The organism is Streptomyces sp. Edi4 (assembly GCF_040253615.1).
Classification (GTDB): domain Bacteria; phylum Actinomycetota; class Actinomycetes; order Streptomycetales; family Streptomycetaceae; genus Streptomyces.
Map to the genome: position 1 here is coordinate 4,432,364 of NZ_JBEJGY010000004.1, position 23,178 is coordinate 4,455,541.

General features: G+C 71.0%; 21 protein-coding genes. 8 read left to right on the forward strand and 13 right to left on the reverse strand.

Annotation, left to right across the window (positions count from 1 at the left end; translation table 11 throughout):
- Positions 1-38 precede the first annotated feature (38 nt).
- The gene (locus tag ABR738_RS22070) at positions 39-347 is read right to left on the reverse strand and encodes a DUF8827 family protein (protein ID WP_053729027.1); all 309 of its coding nucleotides are present in this window, start codon (positions 345-347) and stop codon (positions 39-41) included.
- A 402-nt stretch (positions 348-749) separates the two neighbouring features.
- Between ABR738_RS22070 and ABR738_RS22075 the strand changes: the two genes are divergently transcribed.
- From ABR738_RS22075 to ABR738_RS22085, 3 genes are all read left to right on the forward strand, one after another.
- On the forward strand, positions 750-1,619 hold the full coding sequence (locus tag ABR738_RS22075; protein ID WP_350231703.1) for a trypsin-like serine peptidase: 870 nt from the start codon (positions 750-752) through the stop codon (positions 1,617-1,619).
- A 228-nt stretch (positions 1,620-1,847) separates the two neighbouring features.
- On the forward strand, positions 1,848-2,840 hold the full coding sequence (locus ABR738_RS22080) for a bifunctional lytic transglycosylase/C40 family peptidase (RefSeq protein ID WP_350234683.1): 993 nt from the start codon (positions 1,848-1,850) through the stop codon (positions 2,838-2,840).
- A gap of 202 nt (positions 2,841-3,042) precedes the next feature.
- Entirely contained in the window at positions 3,043-3,747 is a 705-nt protein-coding gene (locus tag ABR738_RS22085) for a phosphatase PAP2 family protein (RefSeq protein WP_350231704.1), read from the forward strand.
- 89 nt (positions 3,748-3,836) lie between these two features.
- On the opposite strand, the gene ABR738_RS22090 is transcribed toward ABR738_RS22085, so the two are convergent.
- Both ABR738_RS22090 and ABR738_RS22095 read right to left on the reverse strand, forming a co-directional pair.
- Positions 3,837-5,411: an FAD-binding oxidoreductase gene (locus ABR738_RS22090; RefSeq protein ID WP_350231705.1), complete on the reverse strand. Its 1,575-nt coding sequence runs from the start codon at positions 5,409-5,411 to the stop codon at positions 3,837-3,839.
- Between the two features lie 83 nt (positions 5,412-5,494).
- Complete coding sequence (locus tag ABR738_RS22095) at positions 5,495-5,677, reverse strand: hypothetical protein (RefSeq protein WP_350231706.1); 183 nt, start codon at positions 5,675-5,677, stop codon at positions 5,495-5,497.
- 94 nt (positions 5,678-5,771) lie between these two features.
- On the opposite strand from ABR738_RS22095, the gene ABR738_RS22100 reads away from it, so the two are divergent.
- Positions 5,772-6,575: an SCO4651 family lipoprotein gene (locus tag ABR738_RS22100; RefSeq protein ID WP_350231707.1), complete on the forward strand. Its 804-nt coding sequence runs from the start codon at positions 5,772-5,774 to the stop codon at positions 6,573-6,575.
- Positions 6,576-6,703: 128 nt separating this feature from the next.
- On the forward strand, positions 6,704-6,892 hold the full coding sequence (locus tag ABR738_RS22105) for a hypothetical protein (protein WP_350231708.1): 189 nt from the start codon (positions 6,704-6,706) through the stop codon (positions 6,890-6,892).
- 375 nt (positions 6,893-7,267) lie between these two features.
- Here ABR738_RS22105 and ABR738_RS22110 read toward each other — a convergent pair whose 3' ends face one another.
- Positions 7,268-7,612, reverse strand: a complete 345-nt coding sequence (locus tag ABR738_RS22110) for a metal-sensitive transcriptional regulator (protein WP_350231709.1) — start codon at positions 7,610-7,612, stop codon at positions 7,268-7,270.
- 233 nt (positions 7,613-7,845) lie between these two features.
- Here ABR738_RS22110 and ABR738_RS22115 point away from each other — a divergent pair, with 233 nt between their 5' ends.
- Both ABR738_RS22115 and ABR738_RS22120 read left to right on the forward strand, forming a co-directional pair.
- Positions 7,846-8,466 (forward strand): DUF47 domain-containing protein, encoded by a 621-nt coding sequence (locus ABR738_RS22115; protein ID WP_350231710.1) that lies wholly within the window; start codon positions 7,846-7,848, stop codon positions 8,464-8,466.
- Between the two features lie 7 nt (positions 8,467-8,473).
- The gene (locus tag ABR738_RS22120; protein ID WP_350231711.1) at positions 8,474-9,472 is read left to right on the forward strand and encodes an inorganic phosphate transporter; all 999 of its coding nucleotides are present in this window, start codon (positions 8,474-8,476) and stop codon (positions 9,470-9,472) included.
- Positions 9,473-9,943: 471 nt separating this feature from the next.
- Here ABR738_RS22120 and pstB read toward each other — a convergent pair whose 3' ends face one another.
- The 8 genes from pstB to mshD form a co-directional block, all read right to left on the reverse strand.
- The gene (gene pstB / locus ABR738_RS22125) at positions 9,944-10,720 is read right to left on the reverse strand and encodes a phosphate ABC transporter ATP-binding protein PstB (protein WP_350231712.1); all 777 of its coding nucleotides are present in this window, start codon (positions 10,718-10,720) and stop codon (positions 9,944-9,946) included.
- A 49-nt stretch (positions 10,721-10,769) separates the two neighbouring features.
- The gene (gene pstA, locus ABR738_RS22130; RefSeq protein ID WP_350231713.1) at positions 10,770-11,846 is read right to left on the reverse strand and encodes a phosphate ABC transporter permease PstA; all 1,077 of its coding nucleotides are present in this window, start codon (positions 11,844-11,846) and stop codon (positions 10,770-10,772) included.
- Positions 11,847-11,934: 88 nt separating this feature from the next.
- Complete coding sequence (gene pstC, locus ABR738_RS22135) at positions 11,935-12,933, reverse strand: phosphate ABC transporter permease subunit PstC (RefSeq protein ID WP_350231714.1); 999 nt, start codon at positions 12,931-12,933, stop codon at positions 11,935-11,937.
- Positions 12,934-13,070: 137 nt separating this feature from the next.
- Positions 13,071-14,213: a phosphate ABC transporter substrate-binding protein PstS gene (pstS, locus tag ABR738_RS22140; RefSeq protein WP_350231715.1), complete on the reverse strand. Its 1,143-nt coding sequence runs from the start codon at positions 14,211-14,213 to the stop codon at positions 13,071-13,073.
- A 258-nt stretch (positions 14,214-14,471) separates the two neighbouring features.
- Positions 14,472-14,936, reverse strand: coding sequence for an NUDIX hydrolase (locus ABR738_RS22145; RefSeq protein ID WP_350231716.1), 465 nt, complete (start codon positions 14,934-14,936; stop codon positions 14,472-14,474).
- On the reverse strand, positions 14,933-16,072 hold the full coding sequence (locus ABR738_RS22150; protein WP_350231717.1) for a CHAD domain-containing protein: 1,140 nt from the start codon (positions 16,070-16,072) through the stop codon (positions 14,933-14,935). The genes ABR738_RS22145 and ABR738_RS22150 overlap by 4 nt, the downstream gene beginning before the upstream one ends.
- Positions 16,059-18,323: an RNA degradosome polyphosphate kinase gene (locus ABR738_RS22155; protein ID WP_350231718.1), complete on the reverse strand. Its 2,265-nt coding sequence runs from the start codon at positions 18,321-18,323 to the stop codon at positions 16,059-16,061. Before ABR738_RS22155 ends, ABR738_RS22150 begins: the two co-directional genes overlap by 14 nt.
- A 237-nt stretch (positions 18,324-18,560) precedes the next feature.
- A complete protein-coding gene (gene mshD / locus ABR738_RS22160) occupies positions 18,561-19,484 on the reverse strand; it encodes a mycothiol synthase (RefSeq protein WP_350231719.1) in 924 nt (307 codons plus the stop codon).
- 154 nt (positions 19,485-19,638) lie between these two features.
- Between mshD and ABR738_RS22165 the strand changes: the two genes are divergently transcribed.
- Positions 19,639-21,462: a bifunctional metallophosphatase/5'-nucleotidase gene (locus tag ABR738_RS22165; protein WP_502964124.1), complete on the forward strand. Its 1,824-nt coding sequence runs from the start codon at positions 19,639-19,641 to the stop codon at positions 21,460-21,462.
- Positions 21,463-21,781: 319 nt separating this feature from the next.
- Here the strand turns inward: ABR738_RS22165 and ABR738_RS22170 are convergent, their stop codons facing one another.
- Positions 21,782-23,176, reverse strand: coding sequence for a sensor histidine kinase (locus ABR738_RS22170; protein WP_502964235.1), 1,395 nt, complete (start codon positions 23,174-23,176; stop codon positions 21,782-21,784).
- Positions 23,177-23,178 lie beyond the last annotated feature (2 nt).

A 23,178-nucleotide genomic window follows, 5' to 3' on the forward strand; every position in this document is an offset into this window, starting at 1 on the left:
GGGGGACGGGAGGGACGCGAGGCCTGGCTGACAGGGGGTCAGACGGCCATTCCGTACACGATGGTGAAGAGCGTGCCGAGCGATCCGATGATGAAGACTCCGGTCAGGCCGGCCACGATCAGGCCCTTGCCCTGTTCGGCGCTGAAGGTGTCGCGCAGCGCCGTCGCCCCGATCCGCTGTTTGGCCGCACCCCATACCGCGATGCCGAGGCAGAGGAGGATGGCGACCGCCATCACCACCTCGACCATGATGCGGGCCTCGTTGCCGAGCGTCCCGAACGGCCCCCAGTTGGGGGCGATTCCGCCGATGATGGTGGTGATGTCGCCTTTTCCGGCTGCCAGGTACATGTAACTCACCGCCCCTGTCGGGTAGTTCGAAGCCCTTGCCGCGCGGCATGGGTCAGGTTCTATCTTCGCTGATGAAACCGCCGGAGTAGCACGCCTTCGCGCCTCTCTTTACCCGTACCCGCACGGCAGTACCGGTTCACCGCCCTGACCTGCGGTGAACCGGTGTATGCGGAAACGCGCATGGTCACTCTGTGTATCACGGGGCGTGACTCCGGGCAATGACTGTCGTTGTTACACCCTTGGGCCGTTCGTCGTGTCGGAGGACGACGTGGCTGGTCACGGTGGCGGGGCCGCTTCATAGAAACTTCTAAGAAAAGCCTCATGGTCGTTCTCAGCGGGGGCAGCGAGAGTCAGAGTGTTCGCAGTCAGCAAGCAGGCCGCCGACCACCAGGAGCCGCACGTATGAAGCGCACTGGCATCTCCGGGAGGAAGTTCGCCCCCAGGCGCGGGAGGTTCGGCGCGCTGTCGGCGGCGGCGGTGCTGCTGGTCATACCGACGTACGGCGACCACGACACGGTGGCCAGGAGCCTGACCACGACCGCTCCGGCCACGGCGGCCGACGCGCGGGTGGGCGCGCTGTTCAAGGGGGATCTCGACGGCGGGCACTACTGCACCGCGTCGGTCGTTCACAGCTCGGGACACGATCTCATCGTGACGGCCGCGCACTGCATGTCGGGCGACGAGTCGGAGGGCGGCAGGACGGTGTTCGCACCCGCCTACCGGGACGGTTCGGCGCCGTACGGGACATGGCCGGTGGAGTCGGTGTACGCGGACGACAGCTGGAACGAGGACGGGGACCAGGACAGCGACGTCGCCTTCGCGGTGCTCGGGCCCGGCTCGCAGGGCGGCAAGCAGATCGAGGACGTGGTGGGCGCGGCCCCGCTGTTCACCGGCCGCGCGACGGGCGGGCCGGTGACCGTCACCGGGTATCCCTCGGACACCGAGGTCCCGCAGGTCTGCACGAACACGGCGACGGCCTACGGCGCCACCCAGCAGCGCGTCGACTGCCCCGACTTCCCCGGTGGCACCAGCGGCAGCCCCTGGGTCACCGCGGGCGGGGCGGTCGCGGGAGTGATCGGCGGGTACGAGTTCGGCGGTGACGACCCCGACGTCTCGTACAGCGTCGTCTTCGGGCCGGTCACCAAGTCGCTGTACAAGCTGGCGGAGTCGGCGGGCGACCCGGAGCCGGTGGCGCACGCGACGGCGCGGGCGGCGGAAACCGCTGCGGTGACGGAAAATCAGCCGCTGGTGTGCGCGTGCCTGTTGCCCTGAGGCGGCCGGCCGGCTGAGGTGGGCCGCTGACCGTTTCGGGAGCGCCGGGGATTCGGGCGCGCCGGGGAGGGGAGGGGAGGGGAGGGGAGCGTGGTGGTGACGCGTACGGGTCTCGCGCCGGGGCGCCGAGCTCCCTGGCCGAATGCGCGCCCGTGCGACACGAGTGCGGATGAAGTGGCGGTGAACCGCGCCTCGATGGGGGAGGGTTGAGGGGTGCGCAGAGTCTGGATGGTCGCCGGGATCGGGTTCGGGGTGTGCCTGAGCTTCATCACGCTGCTCGTTGTCGGTACGTATTCGGCCGCGGCGGGCCTGGCCTCCTCGGCGGGCGGCGCGGTCGGCCTGGCCAAGGGGGCCGTACCGGCCGCCTATCAGCCGCTGGTGCAGAGGTGGGGCACCTACTGCGCCAGCCTCAACCCGGCCATGCTCGCGGCCCAGCTCTACTCGGAGAGCGGCTGGAAGACCAACGCCGTCAGCCCGGTCAACGCCCAGGGCATCGCCCAGTTCATGCCCGACACCTGGGCGACCCACGGTATCGACGGCAACGGTGACGGCAAACGGGACATCTGGGACCCGGCGGATGCCATTCCGTCAGCGGCCTCGTACGACTGTGAATTGGCCAAATATGTCAAGGGCGTACCCGGGGACGCGAGCGACAACATGCTCGCCGCCTACAACGCGGGCGCCTATGCCGTCATCCACTACAAGGGTGTTCCGCCCTACAGCGAGACCCAGGGTTACGTGAAGACCATTCGCTCCCTGGAGAAGAGCTTCGCCGCCCCCGTCGGGCGTGTGCAGCCCTCCCAGCAGGCGGCCGGCGCCATCTACTACGCGCAGCAGAAGCTGGGGACGCCCTATCTGTGGGGTGGGGAGGGGACGCCCGAGCAAGGGGGACGGTTCGACTGTTCCGGGCTGACGCAGGCCGCGTACCAGAGCGTCGGGATCACTTTGCCGCGCGTCGCCAACGACCAGTACAACGCCGGCCCGCACCCCGCGCGGGACGAACTGCTTCCGGGGGACCTCGTCTTCTTCTCGACCGACCTCGGCAACTCCCGGGCCATTCACCACGTGGGGCTCTACGTGGGTGGCGGGTACATGATCAACGCGCCCTACACCGGCGCCGTCATCCGCTTCGACAAGATCGACGCGCCGGACTACTTCGGCGCGACCCGGGTCACCAAGGACGGCGCGGCCGCGCTGCCGACGCTCAAACCGGGGGCTTGAACCAGGCCCTCCGGTGGCTTGAACTCTCCGTGAAGCCAAGGCCCTGAGCTGCGACGATGAATCTCTCTTCGATAACGTCGAGGTGATCATTCAGTGGAGAGTGGAACGCGGCGGCCGTGATGGGCGTTTCCTGGACAGTGACTGATGTACGTACTGACCACGGGGGTTGGTAGCAGGACGGATCAAGGCAAGGGGCCGCAGCATGGCTGGACTCGCATTCGATGGAGCGAATCCCGATGTCAGCCTGCTCTACGACATCAACGGACTCGCCAAGGACGCCCCTTCCTGGCTCGACCAAGCCGTGGCCTTCGTCGGCGAGTACGGGATCCTGCTCGGCCTCGTGCTTGTCGTGCTGTGGTGCTGGTGGAGCGTGCGGCGCGCGGAGGACCGGCAGTCCGCGGTCGTCTCGGTCGCCGGGATCGTGTGGGCGCCGCTGGCCGCCGGGATCGCCGTCCTGGTCAACATCCCCATCCGGGACTTCGTGGAGCGGCCGAGGCCCTTCCTCGACCACAAGGGGCTCGACGTCCTGGTCGGCGGCAAGGCCGACTTCTCCTTCGTCAGCGACCACGCCACCCTCGCCATGGCGATCGGTGCCGGGCTCTTCGTCGCCCACCGCAAGTTCGGCCTGATCGCGCTGGGGCTCGCCCTGCTCGAAGGGTTCTGCCGGGTCTACATGGGCGTCCACTACCCGACCGACGTCGTGGGCGGCTTCGCGCTCGGCACCGCCGTCACGCTGCTGCTCGCCCCGCTCGCCCAACTGCTGCTCACCCCGGTGGTCGCGGCCGTCGCCCGCTCGCGGCGGCTCGGGCTCCTCGTGCACTCGCGGCGCACCCTCACGGTGGTCCCGGCGGCGGCCGGCGGCGCGATCGAGCGGCCGGGCTCCACCGAGCGCGATCTGGCGGCCTGACGCCGGCTCAGCGGCGGTACGGGCAGGGCCGGCACGGGCCAGCTGCGGTACGGACAGGGCCGGTAGGGGCCAGCCAGCGGCGGTACGGGTCAGAGCGCCTGGGGGAAGTCGAAGAGTCTGCCCGGGTCGTACTGCTTCTTCAGCCGCGCCAGCCGCGGCGCGGCCGTGCCGTAGTAGGCCGTGCGCCAATCGGTGAGCGCGGGGTCGGGGTAGTTCTGGTAGGCCGCGCCCGAGGCGTACGGGCGCATCGCGTCGTGGGTGCGGGCCAGCCAGGACTGCTGGGTCGCGCCCGAGGTGCCGGGGCGCCAGGAGGCGATGTACTGGGCGAGCACCCGTGAGGTGCGGTGGGTGAAGGCGGTGGCGTCGGGTGCAACCCGGTTGATCGCGCCGCCGAGCGCGGTGAGCACGATGGTGCCGCCGCCCCCGTTGTCGGCGGCGGGGATGCGGGTGAACTCCTCGGCGCCGCCGAGGAGTTGGCGTATGCCGGCCGAGGGCAGCGCCTTGGTGTAGAAGTCGGACTTCGCGGCGTACGTCTCGCGTTGGAGCACGCCCTGCGGGGCGCGGCCCGCAGTGGTGCCGGGCAGATGGCACTGGGCCTGGCTGTAGGTGGAGCAGCCCCCGTACAGGAGCATCGCGTCCTGGAAGCCGGTGCGGTGCAGGGACACCGAGGAGGCGGACGCGCCCGCGCGGTCGGCGAGGCGGTCCAGGGCGTTCTGTAGATCGCCGTACGTGCCGAGGGAGAACGCGGCGATGGTCAGGGTCGGGTTGGCGCCGCCGGCTCCGCCGGCCAGATGCGCGGCGCTCCAGATCTCGTCGGGCTGGTCGGGGCCCCACTCCTGCCAGGCGCCGATCACCGCTTGCGCCTGCCGCCAGGGCCAGGTCAGATACGCCGTCACGCCGCGCGGCGCGTCGTGGGTACGGAAGGTGAGGCCGGTGACCACGCCGAAGTTGCCGTTGCCCGCGCCGCGCAGCGCCCAGAAGAGGTCCGGGTTCTGCTGCTCGCTCGCGCGCAGTTTGCGGCCGTCGGCGGTGATGAGGTCGACGGTGGTCAGGCTGTCGCAGGCGAGCCCGTACGCGCGGGCCGTGACGCCGTGGCCGCCGCCCAGGGTCAGGCCCGAGACGGCGACGGTGGGGCAGGAGCCGCCGGGGATGGTGCGGCCGTTCTTGGCGAGGCCGGTGTAGACGTCCAGGAGCCGGGCGCCCGCGCCGATCGTGCCGTCGGACGACACGGAGGCGAGCCGCGACACGTCGATGACGAGACGTCCGGTTCCGGACGACCAGCCCGCGTAGTCGTGGCCGCCGCTGCGGATCGAGACGGGGGTGTGGTGGGTGCGGGCGTAGGCCAGGCATTCCTGTACGTCCGCCTCGTGCGCCACGTAGGCGACGGCGTCGGGTTTCTGGCTGTCGAAGCGGGTGTTGTAGAGCTGGCGGGCGGCGGCGTAGTCGGCGTCACCGGGGCGGACGAGTCTGCCTTCGAGGGAGTGGGCCAGGGCGTTCCAGTCGGCCGGGGCCTGCGCGGTGGCCGGGGAGCTCGGGGACGGGGAGCGGGTGGGCGGGATGGTGGCCGGCGCGGGGCCGGGGTGCGCGGCGGGGCCGCAGCCGGTGGTGGCCAGTGCGGTCGCGGCGGAGCCGGCGGCTGCGGTGAGGAGAGTGCGGCGGCGCATGGTGGCTCCCGGGGGCGTGTGGGGCGCTGTGCGGGCTCCTTCCCCGTGGGGGCGCCCCCCGAACCGGGTGGCCGCGCGGGTGCTCAGGTGGTGGAGGGGGCCGGCGGGGCCGGGGTGGCGGGTGTGGTGTGGGGGAGGTCGGTGTGGTGGGTGTCGGCGTCGGCGCGGGCCCTGTCGCGACTGCGGCGGGCCGGGCCGGTCCAGCCGCATCCGCAGCGGGCGATCGCGAAGCTGCCGCGTTCCGTGACGGTGGTCTGGTGGGGCACCGCACCACGGTACTGCGGGCGTGCGTGACGGGGGCGCGGTCGCGGTCGTTAGGGGATATGGGCTAGGCCAGAGGGCGTTGGGGGTTTGGCGGCGATGGTGGTGCGGCGGAACGGAGCCGGGCGAGCGGGCGCGATGGTGGCCGCCGCGGTGGTCGGCGGGGTGGCCGGTGGGGTGCTCGCGGCCGTCGCCGGGTGCGGCGCGAACAGTGCCGAGAGCGCGAGCGGCGCCCCGGCCGACCCGGGGACGCTCGTGCGCTCGGCCGCCGACCGGCTGGTGGCGGCGGGTACGTCCCGGGTCACGACCTCCATGGAGATGGCCACCGGGGGCACCCGTGTCACGATCCGGGGCGAGGGGACGTACGACTTCCGGGGCAGGACCGGGCAGTTGGTGGTGCTGCTGCCGCCGGACGCCACCGGGGCGCGGCAGAAGCAGCCGATCACCGAGCTCCTCGCACCGGGCGCGCTCTACATGAAGAACCGGGGCGCGGGGGTGCCCGCCGACAAGTGGGTGCGGATCGACACCGCCTCGCTGGCCGACGGCAACCTGGTCACCGGCGGGGCCACCGATCCCTACGCGGCCGCCGGGCTGCTGCGTGACGCGCAGGGTGTGACGTACGTCGGGGAGGAGGACCTTGCCGGGGTGAAGGTGCGGCACTACCGGGGGAGCGCGGCGCTGCCCGCGACGGTGGCGAAAGGGTTCTCCAAGGGGGCGGTGCCGTTCGACGCGTACGTCGACGCGGCGGGGCGCCTGTGCAAGGTGCGGCACCAGTTCAGTTACGTCAACCGGGGGCGGTCCGTGGCGGTGGCCTCCACGACGCTGCTGTACGAGTTCGGGGCGGGCGCGTCGGTACGGTTGCCGGCGGCGGGGGACATCTACGACGGCGCGATCAAACCGTAATCGGCCAGAATGGCTCCCTCAGGTGGGGCGGTGGTGGCGGAAATGGTCCGTCCGTGCCATGCGCGGTGTGTGCCGCCCTCTTTACGCTGGGAAGCCGACGACGGGGAGAAGAGGTCGAGGAAGGGGTGATGTGCGTGGCTTCGCTTCGCGGGGTGACCGTCCAGGACCACGTGGCCCTCGTCGAGATAGAGCTGTGCGGGGAATTGATGATCGCGGCGTCCGCCACGGAGGGGGACCGGCTCAGTCCCGATCTGATCGACGAGGTTCTGAATGTGGTGCGGGGCGAACGGCATCCCGGCTGCCCCGCACCAGACTGACCCTGGGCTCCGCCCCAGACCCGGGGAGGCCCCTCCCCGCCCCTTCCCTAAACCCTCCGGGGGTGAAAGGAAAACCCTGGGGCTCCGCCCCAGACCCCGTTCGGCCTGAACGGCCTCGTCCTCAATCTCCCCCAAGGCCTTAAGGGCCAGGGGGGACCCCCCATGACGGGCTGACTATGCGCATGCTGGCTGGCGCCGAGTAGTCAGGGGCGCGGGGAACTGCGCGGCCAGCCACGCACGGTCCGCAGCCGGGGTCACTGGGGCTCCGCCCCAGACCCCGCCCGGCCTGAAGGGCCTTGTCCTCAAACGCCGGACGGGCTGGGTATGCCTGTGCTGGCCGGCGCCGAGTAGTGGGGGCCGACGGGCCCCCGCGTGTCACGTTCGCAGCATGCGGGCGATCGCCTTCGTCGCCTCTTCCACCTTCGCGTCGATCTCGTCCCCGCCCTTCACCGCCGCGTCCGCGACGCAGTGCCGCAGGTGCTCCTCGAGGAGTTGGAGTGCGAAGGACTGCAACGCCTTGGTCGACGCCGAGACCTGGGTGAGTATGTCGATGCAGTAGACGTCCTCGTCGACCATCCGTTGCAGGCCGCGGATCTGGCCCTCGATCCGGCGCAACCGCTTGAGGTGCTCGTCCTTCTGGTCGTGGTAGCCGTGCACGCCGCGGTCGTGATCGGTCACAGGGGGCTCGGCCGGGGGGCCGGCCGCCTCGGTGGTCGTCATCGCGTCCTCCCGTTGTCTCCTGCCATGCGCCAAGGTGGTGGCTTGGCTCGCCTTGTGAGGCAAGGGGAGTGGATACCCCTCATGGGTATATGGTAACGAATTTCGTCCCCCGGACGGGGGTCCGTGCTGATCACTGTGCCTGATGGGCGACACTGAAGAACGCCGGTTAGCCGTGGCCGGATGATGCGCCTAGCATCAGCCTGACCGAATCCCAAGCACTCCGAGGACCCCACGTGCGCTTTCGTCTGACCCCCAGGGAGACGAGCTTCTACGACATGTTCTCCGCATCCGCGGACAACATCGTCACGGGCTCGAAGCTCCTCATGGAACTGCTCGGAGCGGATTCCGCGTCCCGGGCCGAGATCGCGGAGCGCATGCGGGCAGCGGAGCACGCGGGGGACGATGCCACCCACGCGATCTTCCACCAGCTGAACTCCTCCTTCATCACGCCGTTCGACCGCGAGGACATCTACAACCTCGCCTCGTGCCTCGACGACATCATGGACTTCATGGAGGAGGCCGTCGACCTGGTCGTCCTCTACAACGTGGAGGAACTGCCCAAGGGCGTCGAGCAGCAGATCGAGGTCCTGAGCCGGGCGGCCGTGCTGACCGCCGAGGCCATGCCCAACCTGCGCACGATGTCCAATCTGACCGAGTACTGGATCGAGGTCAACCGCCTGGAGAACCAGGCCGACCAGATCCACCGCAAGCTGCTCGCCCACCTCTTCAACGGCAAGTACGACGCCATCGAGGTGCTGAAGCTCAAGCAGATCGTGGACGTGCTCGAAGAGGCGGCGGACGCGTTCGAGCACGTGGCGAACACGGTGGAGACCATCGCCGTCAAGGAGTCCTGACCCAGTCATGGACACCTTTGCGTTGATCGTGACCATTGGCGTCGCGCTCGGATTCACGTACACGAACGGCTTTCACGACTCGGCGAACGCCATCGCCACCTCGGTCTCGACGCGGGCGCTGACCCCGAGGGCCGCCCTCGCGATGGCCGCGGTCATGAACCTCGCCGGCGCCTTCCTCGGCAGCGGCGTGGCCAAGACCGTGAGCGAGGGGCTGATCTCCACGCCCGAGGGCAACAAGGGGATGGGCATCCTGTTCGCGGCGCTGGTCGGCGCGATCATCTGGAACCTGGTCACCTGGTACTTCGGGCTGCCGTCCTCCTCCTCGCACGCCCTGTTCGGCGGGATGGTGGGAGCGGCGCTGGCCGGCGGGACCACCGTGTACTGGTCCGGCGTGCTCGACAAGATCGTCATCCCGATGTTCATCTCGCCGGTGATCGGCCTGATCGTCGGTTACCTGGTGATGTGCGCGATCCTGTGGCTGTTCCGCAAGTCGAACCCGCACAAGGCCAAGCGTGGATTCCGTATCGCGCAGACCGTCTCGGCGGCCGGCATGGCGCTCGGGCACGGCCTCCAGGACGCGCAGAAGACCATGGGCATCGTGGTGATGGCGCTGACCATCGCCGATGTGCAGTCCGCCGGGGACGAGATCCCGATCTGGGTCAAGTTCGCGTGTGCGGCGATGCTGTCGCTCGGTACGTACGCGGGTGGCTGGCGGATCATGCGGACGCTGGGGCGGAAGATCATCGAGTTGGATCCGCCGCAGGGGTTCGCGGCGGAGGCCACCGGGGCGTCGATCATGTTCGGGTCGTCGTTCCTGTTCCAGGCGCCGATCTCCACGACGCATGTGATCACGTCGGCGATCATGGGTGTGGGGGCGACCAAGCGGGTCAACGCGGTGCGGTGGGGGGTCGCGAAGAACATCATCCTGGGGTGGTTCATCACGATGCCGGCTGCGGGGGCGGTCGCTGCGGTCAGCTATCTCGTGGTTCAGCTCTGCTTCGGCTGACGCCGACCGTCTGCCCGTACGGGGTGCGGTGGGGGTGCCCGCGCAGTTCCCCGCGCCCTTGACGAGGCTGGCGCCGGCCCGCAAGCACACCCCAGCCCGTCATGGGGGCCCCTGGCCCTTGCGGCCTTGGGGGAGTTCGAGGACGAGGCCGTTCAGGCCGGATGGGGTCCGGGGCCGAGCCCCAGGAGTCCAGGCTGCGGATCGTGGGTGGCTGAGCGCGCAGTTCCTCGCGCCCCTGGCGGGGCTGGTTGCTGGTCCGCGTCGGCATCCTCAGCCCGTCACGGGGTCCCCCCTGGCCCTTAAGGCCTTGGGGGAGATTGAGGACGAGCGCCTTCAGGGCGGACGGGGTTTGGGGCGGGCCCCGGGGTGGGTGTAGGGGTGGGCCCGGCCCGGTGTGGAGGACCGGGGCCGGGCCCTTCGTCTTGCGGTGGCACCGCCATGCAGCACCGCAGACGGTCTGGGGGGTCGGGCCTAGCCGAAGCGGCCCGAGATGTAGTCCTCCGTGGCCTGCACGGACGGGTTGGAGAAGATCCGCTCGGTCTCGTCGATCTCGATCAGCTTGCCGGGCTGCCCGACCGCCGCGAGGTTGAAGAACGCCGTACGGTCCGAGACCCGCGCCGCCTGCTGCATGTTGTGGGTCACGATCACGATCGTGAAGCGCTCCTTCAGCTCCCCGATCAGGTCCTCGATCGCGAGCGTGGAGATCGGGTCGAGCGCCGAGCAGGGCTCGTCCATGAGCAGGACGTCCGGTTCCACCGCGATGGCCCGCGCTATGCACAGCCGCTGCTGCTGGCCGCCCGACAGACCGGAACCCGGCTTGTTGAGGCGGTCCTTCACCTCGTTCCAGAGGTTCGCGCCCTTGAGGGACTTCTCGACGACGCCGGCCAGCTCGCTCTTCTTGACCGTACCGTTCAGACGCAGCCCCGCCGCCACGTTGTCGAAGATCGACATGGTGGGGAACGGGTTGGGGCGCTGGAAGACCATGCCGACCGTGCGGCGCACCGCGACCGGGTCGACCGCGGCCCCGTACAGGTTCTCGTCGTCGAGCAGCACCTTGCCCTCGACGCGGCCGCCGGGGGTCACCTCGTGCATGCGGTTGAGGGTGCGCAGGAAGGTGGACTTGCCGCAGCCGGACGGCCCGATGAAGGCGGTCACGGAGCGCGGCTCGACGGTCATGGAGATGTCGTCGATCGCCTTGTGGGCGCCGTAGTAGGCGGAGAGGCCGGATACGTCGATTCGCTTGGCCATGGGTGACTCACTGTCTTTGTGGAGGACTGGTCGCTGAGCAGGGGCCGCGTCAGCGACCGGTCTTGGGGGCCTTCCAGCGGGCGATGCCGCGAGCCACCAGATTGAGGATCATGACGAAGGCGATCAGGACGAGGGCGGCGGCCCACGCGCGGTCGTACGAGGCGTCGCTGCCGACCCGGTACTGCTCCCAGATGTAGAAGGGGAGCGAGGACTGAGCGCCTTCGAAGGGGTTGGTGTTGATCAGCTGGCTGCCGAAGACGAGCAGCATGATCGGGGCGGTCTCGCCGGCGATGCGGGCGACCGCGAGCATGAAGCCCGTGGTGATGCCGCCGATCGCGGTGGGGATGACCACCTTCAGGATGGTGCGCCACTTCGGTACGCCGAGGGCAAGCGCCGCCTCGCGCAGCTCGTTCGGTACGAGCTTGAGCATTTCCTCGGTGGAGCGGACCACGACCGGCATCATCAGGATCGACAGGGCCAGCGAGCCCATGAAACCCGATGGCTGGAGGTCGAACATCAGCATCAGGGTGAGGATGAACAGGCCCGCGACGATGGACGGGATGCCCGTCATGACGTCGACGAAGAAGGTGACGGCCTTGGCGAGCGCGCCCTTGCCGTACTCCACGAGGTAGACCGCGGTCAGCAGGCCGAGCGGCGCGGAGATCAGGGTGGCGATGCCGATCTGCTCCAGGGTGCCGATCAGCGCGTGGTAGATGCCGCCGCCCTGCTCGAAGGCGGGCACGCCGGCCATCGAGTGGGTCAGGAAGTACCCGTTGAGCACCTTGGTGCCGCGGCTGATCGTCGTCCACAGGAGGGAGAAGAGCGGGATGACGGCGAGGATGAAGCAGACCCAGACCAGGGAGGTCGCCACCCGGTCCTTGGCCTGCCGCTTGTTCTCGACGGCCGTGGTGACCGCGTAGGAGATGAGGATGAACAGCAGGGCCGCGATCAGGCCCCACTGGACCGTGCTGCGCAGGTCGAAGGCGAGGCCGATGCCCACGGCGAGCGCGATCGCGGCGACCGCGAAGCCGGCGCCGGCCCAGCGGGGCAGCGAGCGGTGGCTGAGGCTGCCCTTGTGAGGCGCCGTGGCGGCCGGCCGGGCGTCCTGTACGGCTACGTGACTCATGCGGGGCTCCCTGCGGCTGCGGGGGTGAGGGCTTGGCAGGGCCGGCCCCGGCGGGCCGGGGTGCGGAGGTCGCGGGGCGTGGCGCGGGTCATGCGTTGGCCCCCGAGTACTCCTTGCGGCGGGCGATGATCATGCGGGCGCCGCCGTTGACCAGCAGGGTGAGGACGAAGAGGACAAGGCCGGAGGCGATCAGGGCGTCGCGGCCGAGCTGGTTGGCCTCGTCGAACTTCGCGGCGATGTTCTGCGCGAAGGTGCCGCCGCCCGGGTTGAGCAGGTGCAGCGAGAGGACGTAGCTGGGTGAGAGGACCGTGGCGACGGCCATCGTCTCGCCGAGCGCGCGGCCGAGGCCCAGCATCGAGGCGGAGATGACGCCGGAGCGGCCGAACGGCAGCACCGAGAGGCGGATGACCTCCCAGCGGGTCGCGCCGAGGGCCAGGGCGGCCTCTTCGTTCATGCGCGGGACCTGGAGGAAGACCTCGCGGCTGACGCTGGTCACGATCGGCAGGATCATGATCGCGAGCAGGATGCCGACGGTGAAGATGGAGCGGGCGACGCCGACTTCGGTCTTCTCGAAGAGGAACGTCCAGCCGAGGTAGGTGTCGAGCCACTCGTTGAGGCCGCCGAGGTAGGGCACGAGGAACAGGGCGCCCCAGATGCCGTAGACGATCGAGGGCACGGCGGCGAGCAGGTCGACGACGTACGCGAGGGGCGCGGCCAGCTTGCGCGGCGCGTAGTGCGAGATGAACAGGGCGATGCCGACGGCGACCGGGACCGCGATGGCCATCGCGATGACCGAGCTGACGATGGTGCCGAAGAGCAGGACCGCGATGCCGAACGCCGGCGGGGTGCCGGCCGGGTTCCAGTCGAAGGTGGTCAGAAAGTTGCCCTGGTCCTTCGATATCGCGATGCCGGCCCGGATGCTCAGGAAGATGGCGATGGCCGCCATGACGACCAGGAGCAGAACGCCCGAGCCCCGGGAGAGCCCGAGGAAGATGGTGTCGCCCGCGCGGCCGGTGGACTGCTTGCGGCGTGCTGCCGGGGCGGGAGCGGGTGGCGGAGGTGTGTCCGTGACGAGAGAAGAGGCCATGATCTTTCCGGTCTGTGGGCGGGGATCCGGGGGATCCCCTGGCGGCGGTGCACCGGATGGTGTGCGGCGGGGGCCGGATCGGGGCCCCCGCCCCACGCGAGCGGCAGGGTCTTCGGCCCGGCCGCCCAACTGCGGTTCTACGAGAGCGAGTTGATCGTCTCGATGACCTTGGAGTTGATCTCGGACGGGATCGGCGCGTAGCTGGCGTCGGTGAGCAGCTTCTGCCCGTCGGTGCTCGCGGCGTAGGAGAGGAAGGACTTGACCGCGGGGAGGGTGGCGGCCTTGTTGCCCTTGTCGCAGGCGACCTCGTACGTCACCAGGACGATCGGGTAGGCGTTGTCGGCCTTGGTCGTGTAGTCCAGCTTCAGGGCGAGGTCCTTGCCGGTGCCGGCGATCTTCGCGGCGGCGATGGCGGTGGAGGCGTTCGCGGAGCTGGCCTTGACCGGGGCGGAGGCGCCGGTGTTGATGTCGACGGTCTTGATCGACTGGGCGGAGGCGTAGGAGAGCTCGAAGTAGCCGATGGCGCCGTTGGTCTGCTTGACCTGGGCGGCCACGCCCGCGGAGCCGGAGGCGGCCTGGCCGCCGGGGGCGGCCCACTTCTTGGCCGGGGCGTAGGTCCAGTCGGACTTGGCCGTGGCGCTGAGGTACTTGGTCAGGTTCTCGGTGGTGCCGGAGTCCTCGGAGCGGTGGAACGCCTGGATCGCGAGGTCGGGGAGCTTGGCGCCCTGGTTCAGCTTGGCGATCGCCTCGTCGTTCCACTTGGTGATCTTGCCGTTGAAGATCTTGGCGAGGGTCGGCGCGTCCAGGACGAGGCTGTCGACGCCCTCGACGTGGAAGCCGATCGCGATCGGACCGCCGACCATCGGCAGGTTGATGCCCTGGCCGCCGGTGCAGACCTTCTTGGAGTCCGCCGCCTGCTGCGGGTTGAGCGGCGAGTCGGAGCCGGCGAAGGCGACCGTGCCCTGGGTGAACGCGACGATGCCCTCACCGGAGGAGGAGGACTTGTAGTTGATCTGCGCGTCCTTGCAGGCCGCCATGTAGTTCTTGACCCACAGGTCCATGGCGTTCTTCTGGGCGGAGGAGCCGGAGGCCAGGACCTGGCCCTTGGCGCCGTCGCACTTCACGTTCGAGGCGGCGCCCGACGCCGTGCCACCCGTACCGCCCGTGCTCCCGCCGCCGCTGTTGTTGTCGCTGCCGCACGCCGTGAGGGCCAGGGCGCTGGACACGGCGATGACGCCGAGGGCGGTGGCGCGGAGCCGGTTCTTGCGCTGAAGCTTCACTGTCGGGTGTTCCTTCCGGGAGCCGCCGGGGTTCCGTTCGTTCTACGGCGGCGTGCGTGGATGGGCGGTGAGGGCGGGATGCCGTGCACCGTGTAAGGCCGAAATTAGGCAGAACAGGTGAAGCGGTCGGCGGGGGAGAGTTAACGGCAGGTGAACCGTGGCGGGCAGTGCGGTGCCGACCGTTACCGGTTCGTGTTCAGGAGGCGTACAGAACCGATTCCGCACCTGTGGCCCCCCGGGGCGGGGGCGGCGCACGGGTCAGGCGGGGCGCGGCAGGTCGAGCAGCGCGAGCAGCAACTGGCGGTCGCGGGGCTCGGTGAGGCGCTGGTGGGCGGCGCCCGGGGGCAGCCAGAGCAGCCGGTCGACCTCCGCGCTGGGCGTGAAATGGCCCCCGCCCGCCTCGGCGGCCCAGTACTCGACGCGTTTGGGTCGGCCCTGCGGGTCCGTGTAGTACGCGGTGGGCAGGCGTTCGCCCGGCACGCAGGTGTACCCGGTCTCCTCAAGCACCTCGCGCAGCGCCCCCGCGAGCGCGTCCTCCCCCCGGCGCAACTTGCCCTTGGGGTGGGACCAGTCGTCGTATTTCGGCCGGTGTACGAGGCAGACCTCGATGGCGTTCGGGCGGGTACGGGCGGCGTCGCGAAAGACGGGCGCGCCGTCCTGGGGCGGGCGGCGCCACAGGACGCAGCCCGCCGCGAGGACGGTTTTTCCGGGTGCGGTGCTCATGGCGCGGCCGTGGTCGCCGCTGGTGCTGTCGTCACCGCCACAGGCTGCCAGATCCGCTGGAAGGCAAAACGGGCCGCCTCCACCTCGTGCCGCTGATCGGCGTGGAGCACGCCGAGCGCGTACGCGGTCGCCGGGGCGATGCGGGGGGTGCGGGCGGCGGCCTGCGCGGCGGCCGCGGCCTCGGCGGCCTCGCGGTGGCGGTCGAGTGCCCTGGCGGCGCAGGGCAGTTGATCGCGCGGGACCCGGCCGCCGGGCGCGGGGTCGGGCGCCGTGGCGCGAGGCGGGGAGATGTCGCGGCGCGGGCCGCAGAGGTGGGGGTCGCACGCGTGCGCGGCCACGGGCGCGAGGCCGTCGAGTGCCAAGGCGCCGGGTCCGGGGTCCGGGGCGCCCGCGTGCAGCAGTTCCTGGGCGTACCGGTGCAGTCGCAGCAGCCGCCGCACCTGGTGCCAGGGGCTGTCCTGGCCCTCGCTCTCCTGGACAAGCGCCTCCGCGTTGTAGGGCCGGGCGGCGCGGGCCAGGGGCAGCGCGGCGACCGCCCGCTCCAGGCGCTCCTGGGCGGCCAGCGCCGAGGGGATCAGGACCTCCTCCGCGCGGGCGGCGGCCGCGGGCGCCAGCGGCACCTCGCTGGCCAGCAGCGCGACCGCGTCCGCCACCGCGTGGAAGCGGGAGGAACCGAGCGCCTGGAGCGCCGCCGAGTGGGCCCGGGTGCGGGCCGGCGTCAGCTGGCGGTCGAGCAGCGCGCCCGCGCGCGCCGCGCCGACCGTGAGCGCTCCCGCCTCGCCGCGCGCCGGCGCTCCGCTGCCGCCGGACAGCCGGTGCAGGGCGTCGATGAGCCGGCTCAGGCGCGCGGCGCAGGCGTGCTCGCCGCCCAACGTGACGCCCAGCCAGGCCAGTTCGGTACGCAGCTGGTCGGCCCAGGCGGCGTCGAGCAGTGGCCGGAAGGTGCCCAGCGTGGCGCCGATGCGGCGGGCGGTCGCGCGCAGCGCGCGGGCGGCCTCGTCGGCCACGTGCCCGTCGGGTCCCGCCTCGCGGTGCAGGCGCAGTCCGCGCAGGAATTCCCCCGCCCGCAGGTGGAGGTAGCGGGCGAGTATGTCGCCCGCTGGGTCCTGTCCTGTGATGTTCTCAAGGCGTTGCACGCCGGCGCCTCCGGGCGTCTATGAGCATCTCCTGCACATGGCGCAGCGGCAGTCCGTCGGCGTCGGCCGCGTGCCGGGTCCAGTTCCCGTCGGCGCCCAGGTGCCAGGAGGCGGTGGTCGGCGCCATCCCGGTCTCCAGGAGCCGGCCGAGAACCGCGCGGTGGGCCGGATCGGCGACCCTGACCAGTGCCTCGATGCGTCGGTCGAGGTTGCGGTGCATCATGTCGGCGCTGCCGAACCAGACTTCGGGCTCGCCGCCGTTGCCGAAGGCGAAGATCCGGGAGTGTTCGAGGAAGCGGCCGAGGACGGAACGTACCCGGATGTTCTCCGAGAGCCCGGCCACGCCCGGGCGGACGGCGCAGATGCCGCGCACCCAGATGTCGACGGGCACGCCCGCCTGCGAGGCCCGGTAGCAGGCGTCGATGACGGCTTCGTCCACCATCGAGTTGACCTTGATGCGGACGTAGGCGGGCCGCCCGGCGCGGTGGTGGGCGACCTCCTTGTTGATCCGTGATATCAGGCCGTCGCGCAGGGACTTGGGGGCGACCAGGAGGCGCCGGTAGGTCTCGCGGCGGGAGTATCCCGAAAGGCGGTTGAAGAGGTCGGACAGGTCGGCGCCGACCTGCGGGTCGGCGGTGAGCAGCCCCAGGTCCTCGTAGAGGCGGGCGGTCTTGGGGTGGTAGTTGCCGGTGCCGACGTGGGAGTAGCGGCGCAGGGTGTCGTTCTCCTGGCGCACCACGAGGGACAGCTTGCAGTGCGTCTTGAGCCCGACCAGGCCGTACACGACGTGGCAGCCCGCCTCCTCCAGCTTGCGGGCCCACTTGATGTTGGCCTGCTCGTCGAAGCGCGCCTTGATCTCCACCAGGACCAGCACCTGCTTGCCCGACTCGGCGGCGTCTATCAGGGCGTCCACGATCGGCGAGTCGCCCGAGGTGCGGTACAGGGTCTGCTTGATGGCGAGCACGTCCGGGTCGGACGCGGCCTGTTCGAGGAAGGCCTGCACCGAGGTGGAGAAGGAGTCGTAGGGGTGGTGCAGGAGCACGTCGCGCTCGCGCAGCGCGGCGAAGATGTCGGGCGCGGAGGCGGATTCGACCTCGGCCAGGTCGCGGTGGGTGCCGGCGATGAACTTGGGGAACTTCAGCTCCGGCCGGTCGAGCGCGGCGATCCCGAACAGGCCGGTCAGGTCGAGCGGCCCGGGCAGCGGGTAGACCTCGGCGTCGGAGATCTTCAACTCCCGTACCAGCAGGTCCAGTACGTACGGGTCGATGGACTCCTCGACCTCCAGGCGCACCGGCGGTCCGAAGCGGCGCCGCATGAGCTCCTTCTCCAGGGCCTGGAGCAGGTTCTCCGTGTCGTCCTCCTCGACTTCGAGGTCTTCGTTGCGGGTGACCCGGAACATGTGGTGCGCCAGCACCTCCATGCCGGGGAACAGCTCCTCCAGGTGCGCGGCGATGACGTCCTCAAGCGGCACATAGCGCTGCGGGGACGCCTCCAGGAAGCGCGAGAGCAGCGGCGGCACCTTCACACGGGCGAAGTGACGGTGGCCCGAGACGGGGTTGCGCACCACCACGGCCAGGTTGAGCGAGAGTCCCGAGATGTACGGGAAGGGGTGCGCGGGGTCCACGGCCAGCGGCGTCAGCACCGGGAAGATCTGCTGCCGGAACAGCGTGAAGAGGCGGGCCTGCTCCTTCTCGGTGAGCTCGGGCCAGCGGATGAGATGGATGTTCTCGTCGGCGAGCGCGGGGGCGACGTCCTGCTGGTAGCAGGCGGCGTGGCGGGCCATGAGCTCGCGCGAGCGGGTCCAGATCAGGTCGAGGACTTCGCGGGGCTGGAGGCCGGAGGCGGAGCGGGTGGCCACGCCGGTGGCGATGCGGCGCTTGAGTCCGGCGACCCGGACCATGAAGAACTCGTCCAGGTTCGAGGCGAAGATCGCCAGGAAGTTGGCCCGCTCCAGGAGCGGGGTGGCCGGGTCCTCGGCGAGTTCGAGGACACGTTCGTTGAACGCGAGCCAGCTGCGCTCGCGGTCCAGGAAGCGCCCCGAGGGCAGCTCGTCGCCCTCGCTCTCGTCCTCGTAGGCGTCCAGATCCGCGTCGATGTCCGGTCCGAGGTCGATGGGGGCCCCTCCCTGCTCGAACGAAGTCGAGAGCTCGGGGGACACTGCCGCCAGGGTGTGCGGGCGGTGCGCGGCTATGGAGGCCACGGACGGCTGGGCGGGCTTGAGGGAGACTTCGGAGCTGGGCTGCTGGCTCATGTCCCCATTGTTCCGCGCGACGGCCCGGTCCAGCGCGTCGGAGCGGGCGGGAGTGAGCGCTCTGGGGGCTGTGGACGGGGGAACGGGTCCGTTCCGGGTGGGGGGCGCCGGCGGCTTCATTGCGTGAGCGTCGCAAGCGTGTCTGAATACCCGGTTACGAGGACATGGCGTCCGGGAGAGCGGACCCGGGCCCCCGGGGGCGGGCCGGGGGCCGGGGCGGCGCCGCGCGGCGGCGGGTCAGGACTCCGCGCGGTACATCAGGTCCACCTCGTGCGTGGTGAAGCCGAGGCGTTCGTAGACCGTGAGGGCCGCGGTGTTGTCGGCGTCCACGTACAGCATCGCGGTGGGCAGGCCCTCGGCCGCGAGGTGGCGCAGGCCGGTCGCGGTGAGCGCCTTGCCGAGGCCGCCGCCCTGGGCGTCCGGCCGGATCCCCACCACGTACACCTCGCCGAGGCGCTCCTCTGCGTGCACCTTGGTCCAGTGGAAGCCGACGAGCTCGCCGTCCTTCTCCGCGAGGAAGAACCCCTTCGGGTCGAACCACGGCTCGGCCTTGCGGTCGTCGAGGTCGCGCTGGGTGAGCGAGCCCTGCTCGGGGTGGTGGGCGAAGGCGGCGGCGTTGACCGCGAGCCAGGCCGCGTCGTCCTCGCCCGGCGTGAAGGTGCGCACGGTGACGCCGGCGGGCCAGATGGGCTCGGCGATGTCGAGCGGGCTCAACGGGCGCCGCAGCTGGCGCAGTTCGCGAAAGAGGGTGAGCCCGAGCACCTGCCCGAGGTGGCGGGCCGTCGAGTGGCCGCCGTGCGCCCACACCCGCAGCCGCTTGCCGGTCGCCCCGAGCAGCGCGCTGCCCAGGGCGCGGCCGTGGCCCTGCCCCCGGTGCGCGGGGTGCACGACGAGCTCGGCGGCGGGCGCCTCGACGGGGTCGGTGTCCTCGAGCTGGGCGTACCCGACGAGCGTGTCGCCCACGGTCAGTAGAAAATGCCGCACGCCCGCGCGGTGGCCGCCGCGCAACTGGAGCCGGCCCTGCTCGGAAACGGCCTGCTGCCCGTCGGTGCGGGCGGCTTCGGCGATGAGGCCGAGCACGGCCTGCGCCTGGGGGTGCGTGAGCTCGTCGAGGGTCTGGATCTCGCGGGTGGAGGGGGTGGGGGCGGCTGCGTCTGTCATGGGTACGAGGGTACGGCGGCCCACCTCGCGAGCCCGGCCAACGGCAACCAGCCCGTAACCCGCGACCCCCTGTTGCGCTACGCGCGTTGACCTTAGGCTGCGCCGGGAATCCACAAGGAACGCACACGCGACGCACAGGGGATCCGAACAACACATGCCAGCCAGACGCCACATGAACCGTGCCGCCACACGACTGTGGGCCGGGGCCGCCGGACTCGCCACCATCGGGGCGCTCGTCGCCGCGATGCCCGCCCACGCGCACGACCGGGGCCACGGACACCATCCGAAGCCGGGCCGCACCGTCGACGTGCAGCTGCTCTCCTTCAACGACCTGCACGGCAACCTGGAGCCACCGGCCGGCTCCGCCGGAACGGTGATGGAGCGTCAGGCCGATGGGACCACCAAGTCCGTGCCGGCCGGCGGCATGGAATACCTGGCCGGCTCGCTGCGCGCGGCCCGCGCGGGCCACCCCTATTCGATCACCGCAGCGGGTGGCGACATGATCGGCGCGAGCCCGCTGCTGTCCGGGCTCTTCCACGACGAGCCGACCATCGAGGCGCTGAACAAACTCAAGCTGGACGTCACGGCCGTGGGCAACCACGAGTTCGACGAGGGCGCCACCGAGCTGGCCCGCATGCAGAACGGCGGCTGCCACCCCACCGACGGCTGCTACGAGAAGGGCAGGAAGTTCCCCGGCGCGGACTTCCCCTACCTCGCGGCCAATGTGACCAGCGAGAAGACCGGCCGGCCGATCCTCAAGCCGTACACGGTGTGGGAGAAGAACGGCGTCAAGATCGGCTTCATCGGCGTGACGCTCGAAGGCACCCCGAACGTGGTGACCGCCGCCGGCGTCAAGGGCCTCAAGTTCGCGGACGAGATCGAGACGATCAACAAGTACGCCAAGGAACTCGACCGCCAGGGCGTCAAGTCCATCGTCGCCCTCATCCACGAGGGCGGAATGCCGTCCTCCAACGCCTACAACGACAGCTGCGACAGCCAGGGCCCCGGAAGCGGGATATCCGGGCCGATCGTCGACATCGCCAAGGGCATCACGCCCAAGGTGGACGCGCTGATCACCGGCCACACCCACCAGGCGTACGTCTGCACCATCCCCGACCCGGCGGGCAACCCGCGCCTGGTCACCTCGGCGGCGTCGTTCGGCAAGCTGTACACGGACACGACGCTGACCTACGACCGGCGCACCAAGGACATCGTGCGGACGGCGGTGAAGTCGCCCCTGTCACCCAAGTCGGCCAACCACATCGTCAGCCGGGACCAGCCCAAGGCGGCCGACATGACGCAACTCATCGCTCGCTGGGGCAAGTTGGCGGCGCCGGTCGCCGGCCGTCCGCAGGGCTACATCTCCGCCGACATCAACGGCCGGGGCTCGGACACGCCCGAGAAGCCGCTCGGCGACCTCATCGCGGACGCGCAGCTCGCGGGCCTGTCCGCGCCCGACAAGGGCGGCGCCCAGCTCGCCCTCATGAACCCCGGCGGTATCCGTTCCGACCTCGTGTACAAGGCGAGCGGCGGCGAGGGGGACGGGGTCGTGACGTATGGCGAGGCGTTCACCGTCCAGCCGTTCACCAACATGATGAACGTGGTCGGCCTGACCGGGGCGCAGCTGCTCGCGGCGCTGAAGCAGCAGGTCAGCGGCGTCAACGAGGCGGACCCGAAGATCCTCCAGGTCTCGTCGGGGCTGACCTACACGCTCGACCTGACGAAGTCGGGGGCGGCGCGGGTGGTGGACGGCACGGTGCGGCTGAACGGGGCGGCGATCGATCCCGCCGCCACGTATCGCGTGGCCATGAACGAGTTCCTCGCGGGCGGGGGTGACGGGTTCCCGGCGCTGGTCGGCACGGACAAGGTGGTCGGGGCGTCGGACTTGGACGTGTTCGACGCGTACCTGTCGGCGAACTCGACCCCTTCAACCCCGCTTGCTCCGCCGGCTCCGGGACGGATCACGGTGCTCAGGTAGTCCCTTTGCGGGCTGGGTGCTCCGGGTGCGGGCCGTGGTCGCTCCTCGCGCAGTTCCCCGCGCCCCTGAACCCCGCTTCCACCTGCGGGTCGTGGTCGCTTCTCGCGCAGTTCCCCGCGCCCCTGGCGGGGCTGGTGCTGGTCCGCATCGGCATCGTCAGCCTGTCCGGCACTTGAGGACGAGGGCCGTTCAGGCCCGAACGGGGTCTGGGGCGGAGCCCCAGGGTCTTTCACTTCACCCCCGGAGGGTTTAGGGAAGGGGCGGGGAGGAGCGTCCGGGGTCCGGGGCGGAGCCCCGGGGGGTTGGGGGCAGGCCCCGGTCACGGCGTGTCCGGCGGCGGGGTCGGGGCGCCCGGGAGGGTGATCGTGGCCAGGGTGCCGCCCGTGGGGGCGGGGGCCAGCGAAACCTCCCCGCCCGCGTGCCGCACCGTACGCGCCACGATGGAGAGCCCGAGCCCCGACCCCGGCAACGCCCGCGCCGAGGGCGACCGCCAGAACCGCTCGAAGACATGCGGCAGATCCTCCGCGGGGATGCCGGGCCCCTGGTCCCGCACCGTGAGCACACCCCGGTCCAGCGTGACGGTGACCGCCCCGCGCGGCGGACTGAACTTCACCGCGTTGTCCAGCACGTTCACCACCGCCCGCTGCAACGCCGCAGGCTCGGCCCGCACATACCAGGGCGCGAGCTCCGCCGTGATGGTCAGCTCGGGCCCCCGCAGCCGGGCCCGGTCGAGCGCGACCCGGGTGATGTCGTGCAGGCCCACCACCTCCAGGGGCCCCTCGCGCACCGCGTCGGGCCGCGACAGCTCCTGCAAGTCCCCGATGAGGGAGGCCAGTTCGGACATCTGGGCCTTGACGGACGCCATCAGGGCGACGCGGTCGGCCGGCGGAATGGCCCGCCCGGTCTCGTCGCTGCGCGCGAGCAGTTCGATGTTGGTGCGCAGCGAGGTGAGCGGGGTGCGCAGCTCGTGCCCGGCGTCGGCGATGAGCTGCGCCTGCCGGTCCCGCGAGGAGGCGAGCGCGGCGGTCATCGCGTTGAAGGAGCGCGAGAGCCGGGCGATCTCGTCCTCGCCCTCGACGGGGATGCGTACGGTCAGATCCTCGGTGCGCGCCACGTGCTCGACGGCCCCGGTGAGCTTGTCCACGGGCCGAAGCCCCGCCCGGGCCACCCACAGTCCGGACGCCCCGGCCGCGACGACCCCGATGCCCGCGAGCCCGGTCAGCAGAAGCGCCAGGCGGTTGAGGGAGGAGTCGATCTCGGTGAGCGGGCGGGACAGCGAGACGGTGGCCCAGCGCCCGGCGAACTCCTGACGCGTAGTGTGCACCCGCACGTCCATCCCGCTGTCGGTGGTGCTGCTGTGCAGCGTCTCCGGCTTGAGGTCGCGGGCCACGGCGATGTCCTGGGCGGTGACGCGCACGGGAGGTGAGTCGAGGGCCACGCAGCGGGTGCCGTCGGGGAGCACCACCTGGATGTAGGCGAACGGCTTCTGCCCGGTGGGCAGATTGCCCTGCGCGGTGCAGGACTGGAGCGCGGAGACCACCAGGGCGCTGGGCGCGCCGGTGTTGCGCAGCGTGGTGTCGAGTTCGCCGCGCAGCTGGGCCCGGGTGAGCAGCCAGCACGTGACCGCGACCGCCGCGACCGCGACCGCGACCGCCGTGGCGACCAGCATGGCGAGGCGGGAGCGGAGCGGCATCGCGCGGTAGCGGCGGGCCAGAC

What these genes read in the sequence shown, in the direction of transcription:
- mshD (WP_350231719.1), bottom strand. Translation starts at nt 19,484, where the DNA reads ATGACAGACGCAGCCGCCCCCACCCCCTCCACCCGCGAGATCCAGACC.
- ABR738_RS22110 (WP_350231709.1), bottom strand. Translation starts at nt 7,612, where the DNA reads ATGACGACCACCGAGGCGGCCGGCCCCCCGGCCGAGCCCCCTGTGACC.
- pstB (WP_350231712.1), bottom strand. Translation starts at nt 10,720, where the DNA reads ATGGCCAAGCGAATCGACGTATCCGGCCTCTCCGCCTACTACGGCGCC.
- pstC (WP_350231714.1), bottom strand. Translation starts at nt 12,933, where the DNA reads ATGGCCTCTTCTCTCGTCACGGACACACCTCCGCCACCCGCTCCCGCC.
- ABR738_RS22145 (WP_350231716.1), bottom strand. Translation starts at nt 14,936, where the DNA reads ATGAGCACCGCACCCGGAAAAACCGTCCTCGCGGCGGGCTGCGTCCTG.
- ABR738_RS22105 (WP_350231708.1), top strand. Translation starts at nt 6,704, where the DNA reads ATGTGCGTGGCTTCGCTTCGCGGGGTGACCGTCCAGGACCACGTGGCC.
- ABR738_RS22165 (WP_502964124.1), top strand. Translation starts at nt 19,639, where the DNA reads ATGCCAGCCAGACGCCACATGAACCGTGCCGCCACACGACTGTGGGCC.
- ABR738_RS22075 (WP_350231703.1), top strand. Translation starts at nt 750, where the DNA reads ATGAAGCGCACTGGCATCTCCGGGAGGAAGTTCGCCCCCAGGCGCGGG.
- ABR738_RS22070 (WP_053729027.1), bottom strand. Translation starts at nt 347, where the DNA reads ATGTACCTGGCAGCCGGAAAAGGCGACATCACCACCATCATCGGCGGA.
- ABR738_RS22090 (WP_350231705.1), bottom strand. Translation starts at nt 5,411, where the DNA reads ATGCGCCGCCGCACTCTCCTCACCGCAGCCGCCGGCTCCGCCGCGACC.
- pstA (WP_350231713.1), bottom strand. Translation starts at nt 11,846, where the DNA reads ATGAGTCACGTAGCCGTACAGGACGCCCGGCCGGCCGCCACGGCGCCT.
- ABR738_RS22100 (WP_350231707.1), top strand. Translation starts at nt 5,772, where the DNA reads ATGGTGGTGCGGCGGAACGGAGCCGGGCGAGCGGGCGCGATGGTGGCC.
- ABR738_RS22080 (WP_350234683.1), top strand. Translation starts at nt 1,848, where the DNA reads ATGGTCGCCGGGATCGGGTTCGGGGTGTGCCTGAGCTTCATCACGCTG.
- ABR738_RS22155 (WP_350231718.1), bottom strand. Translation starts at nt 18,323, where the DNA reads ATGAGCCAGCAGCCCAGCTCCGAAGTCTCCCTCAAGCCCGCCCAGCCG.
- ABR738_RS22120 (WP_350231711.1), top strand. Translation starts at nt 8,474, where the DNA reads ATGGACACCTTTGCGTTGATCGTGACCATTGGCGTCGCGCTCGGATTC.
- ABR738_RS22085 (WP_350231704.1), top strand. Translation starts at nt 3,043, where the DNA reads ATGGCTGGACTCGCATTCGATGGAGCGAATCCCGATGTCAGCCTGCTC.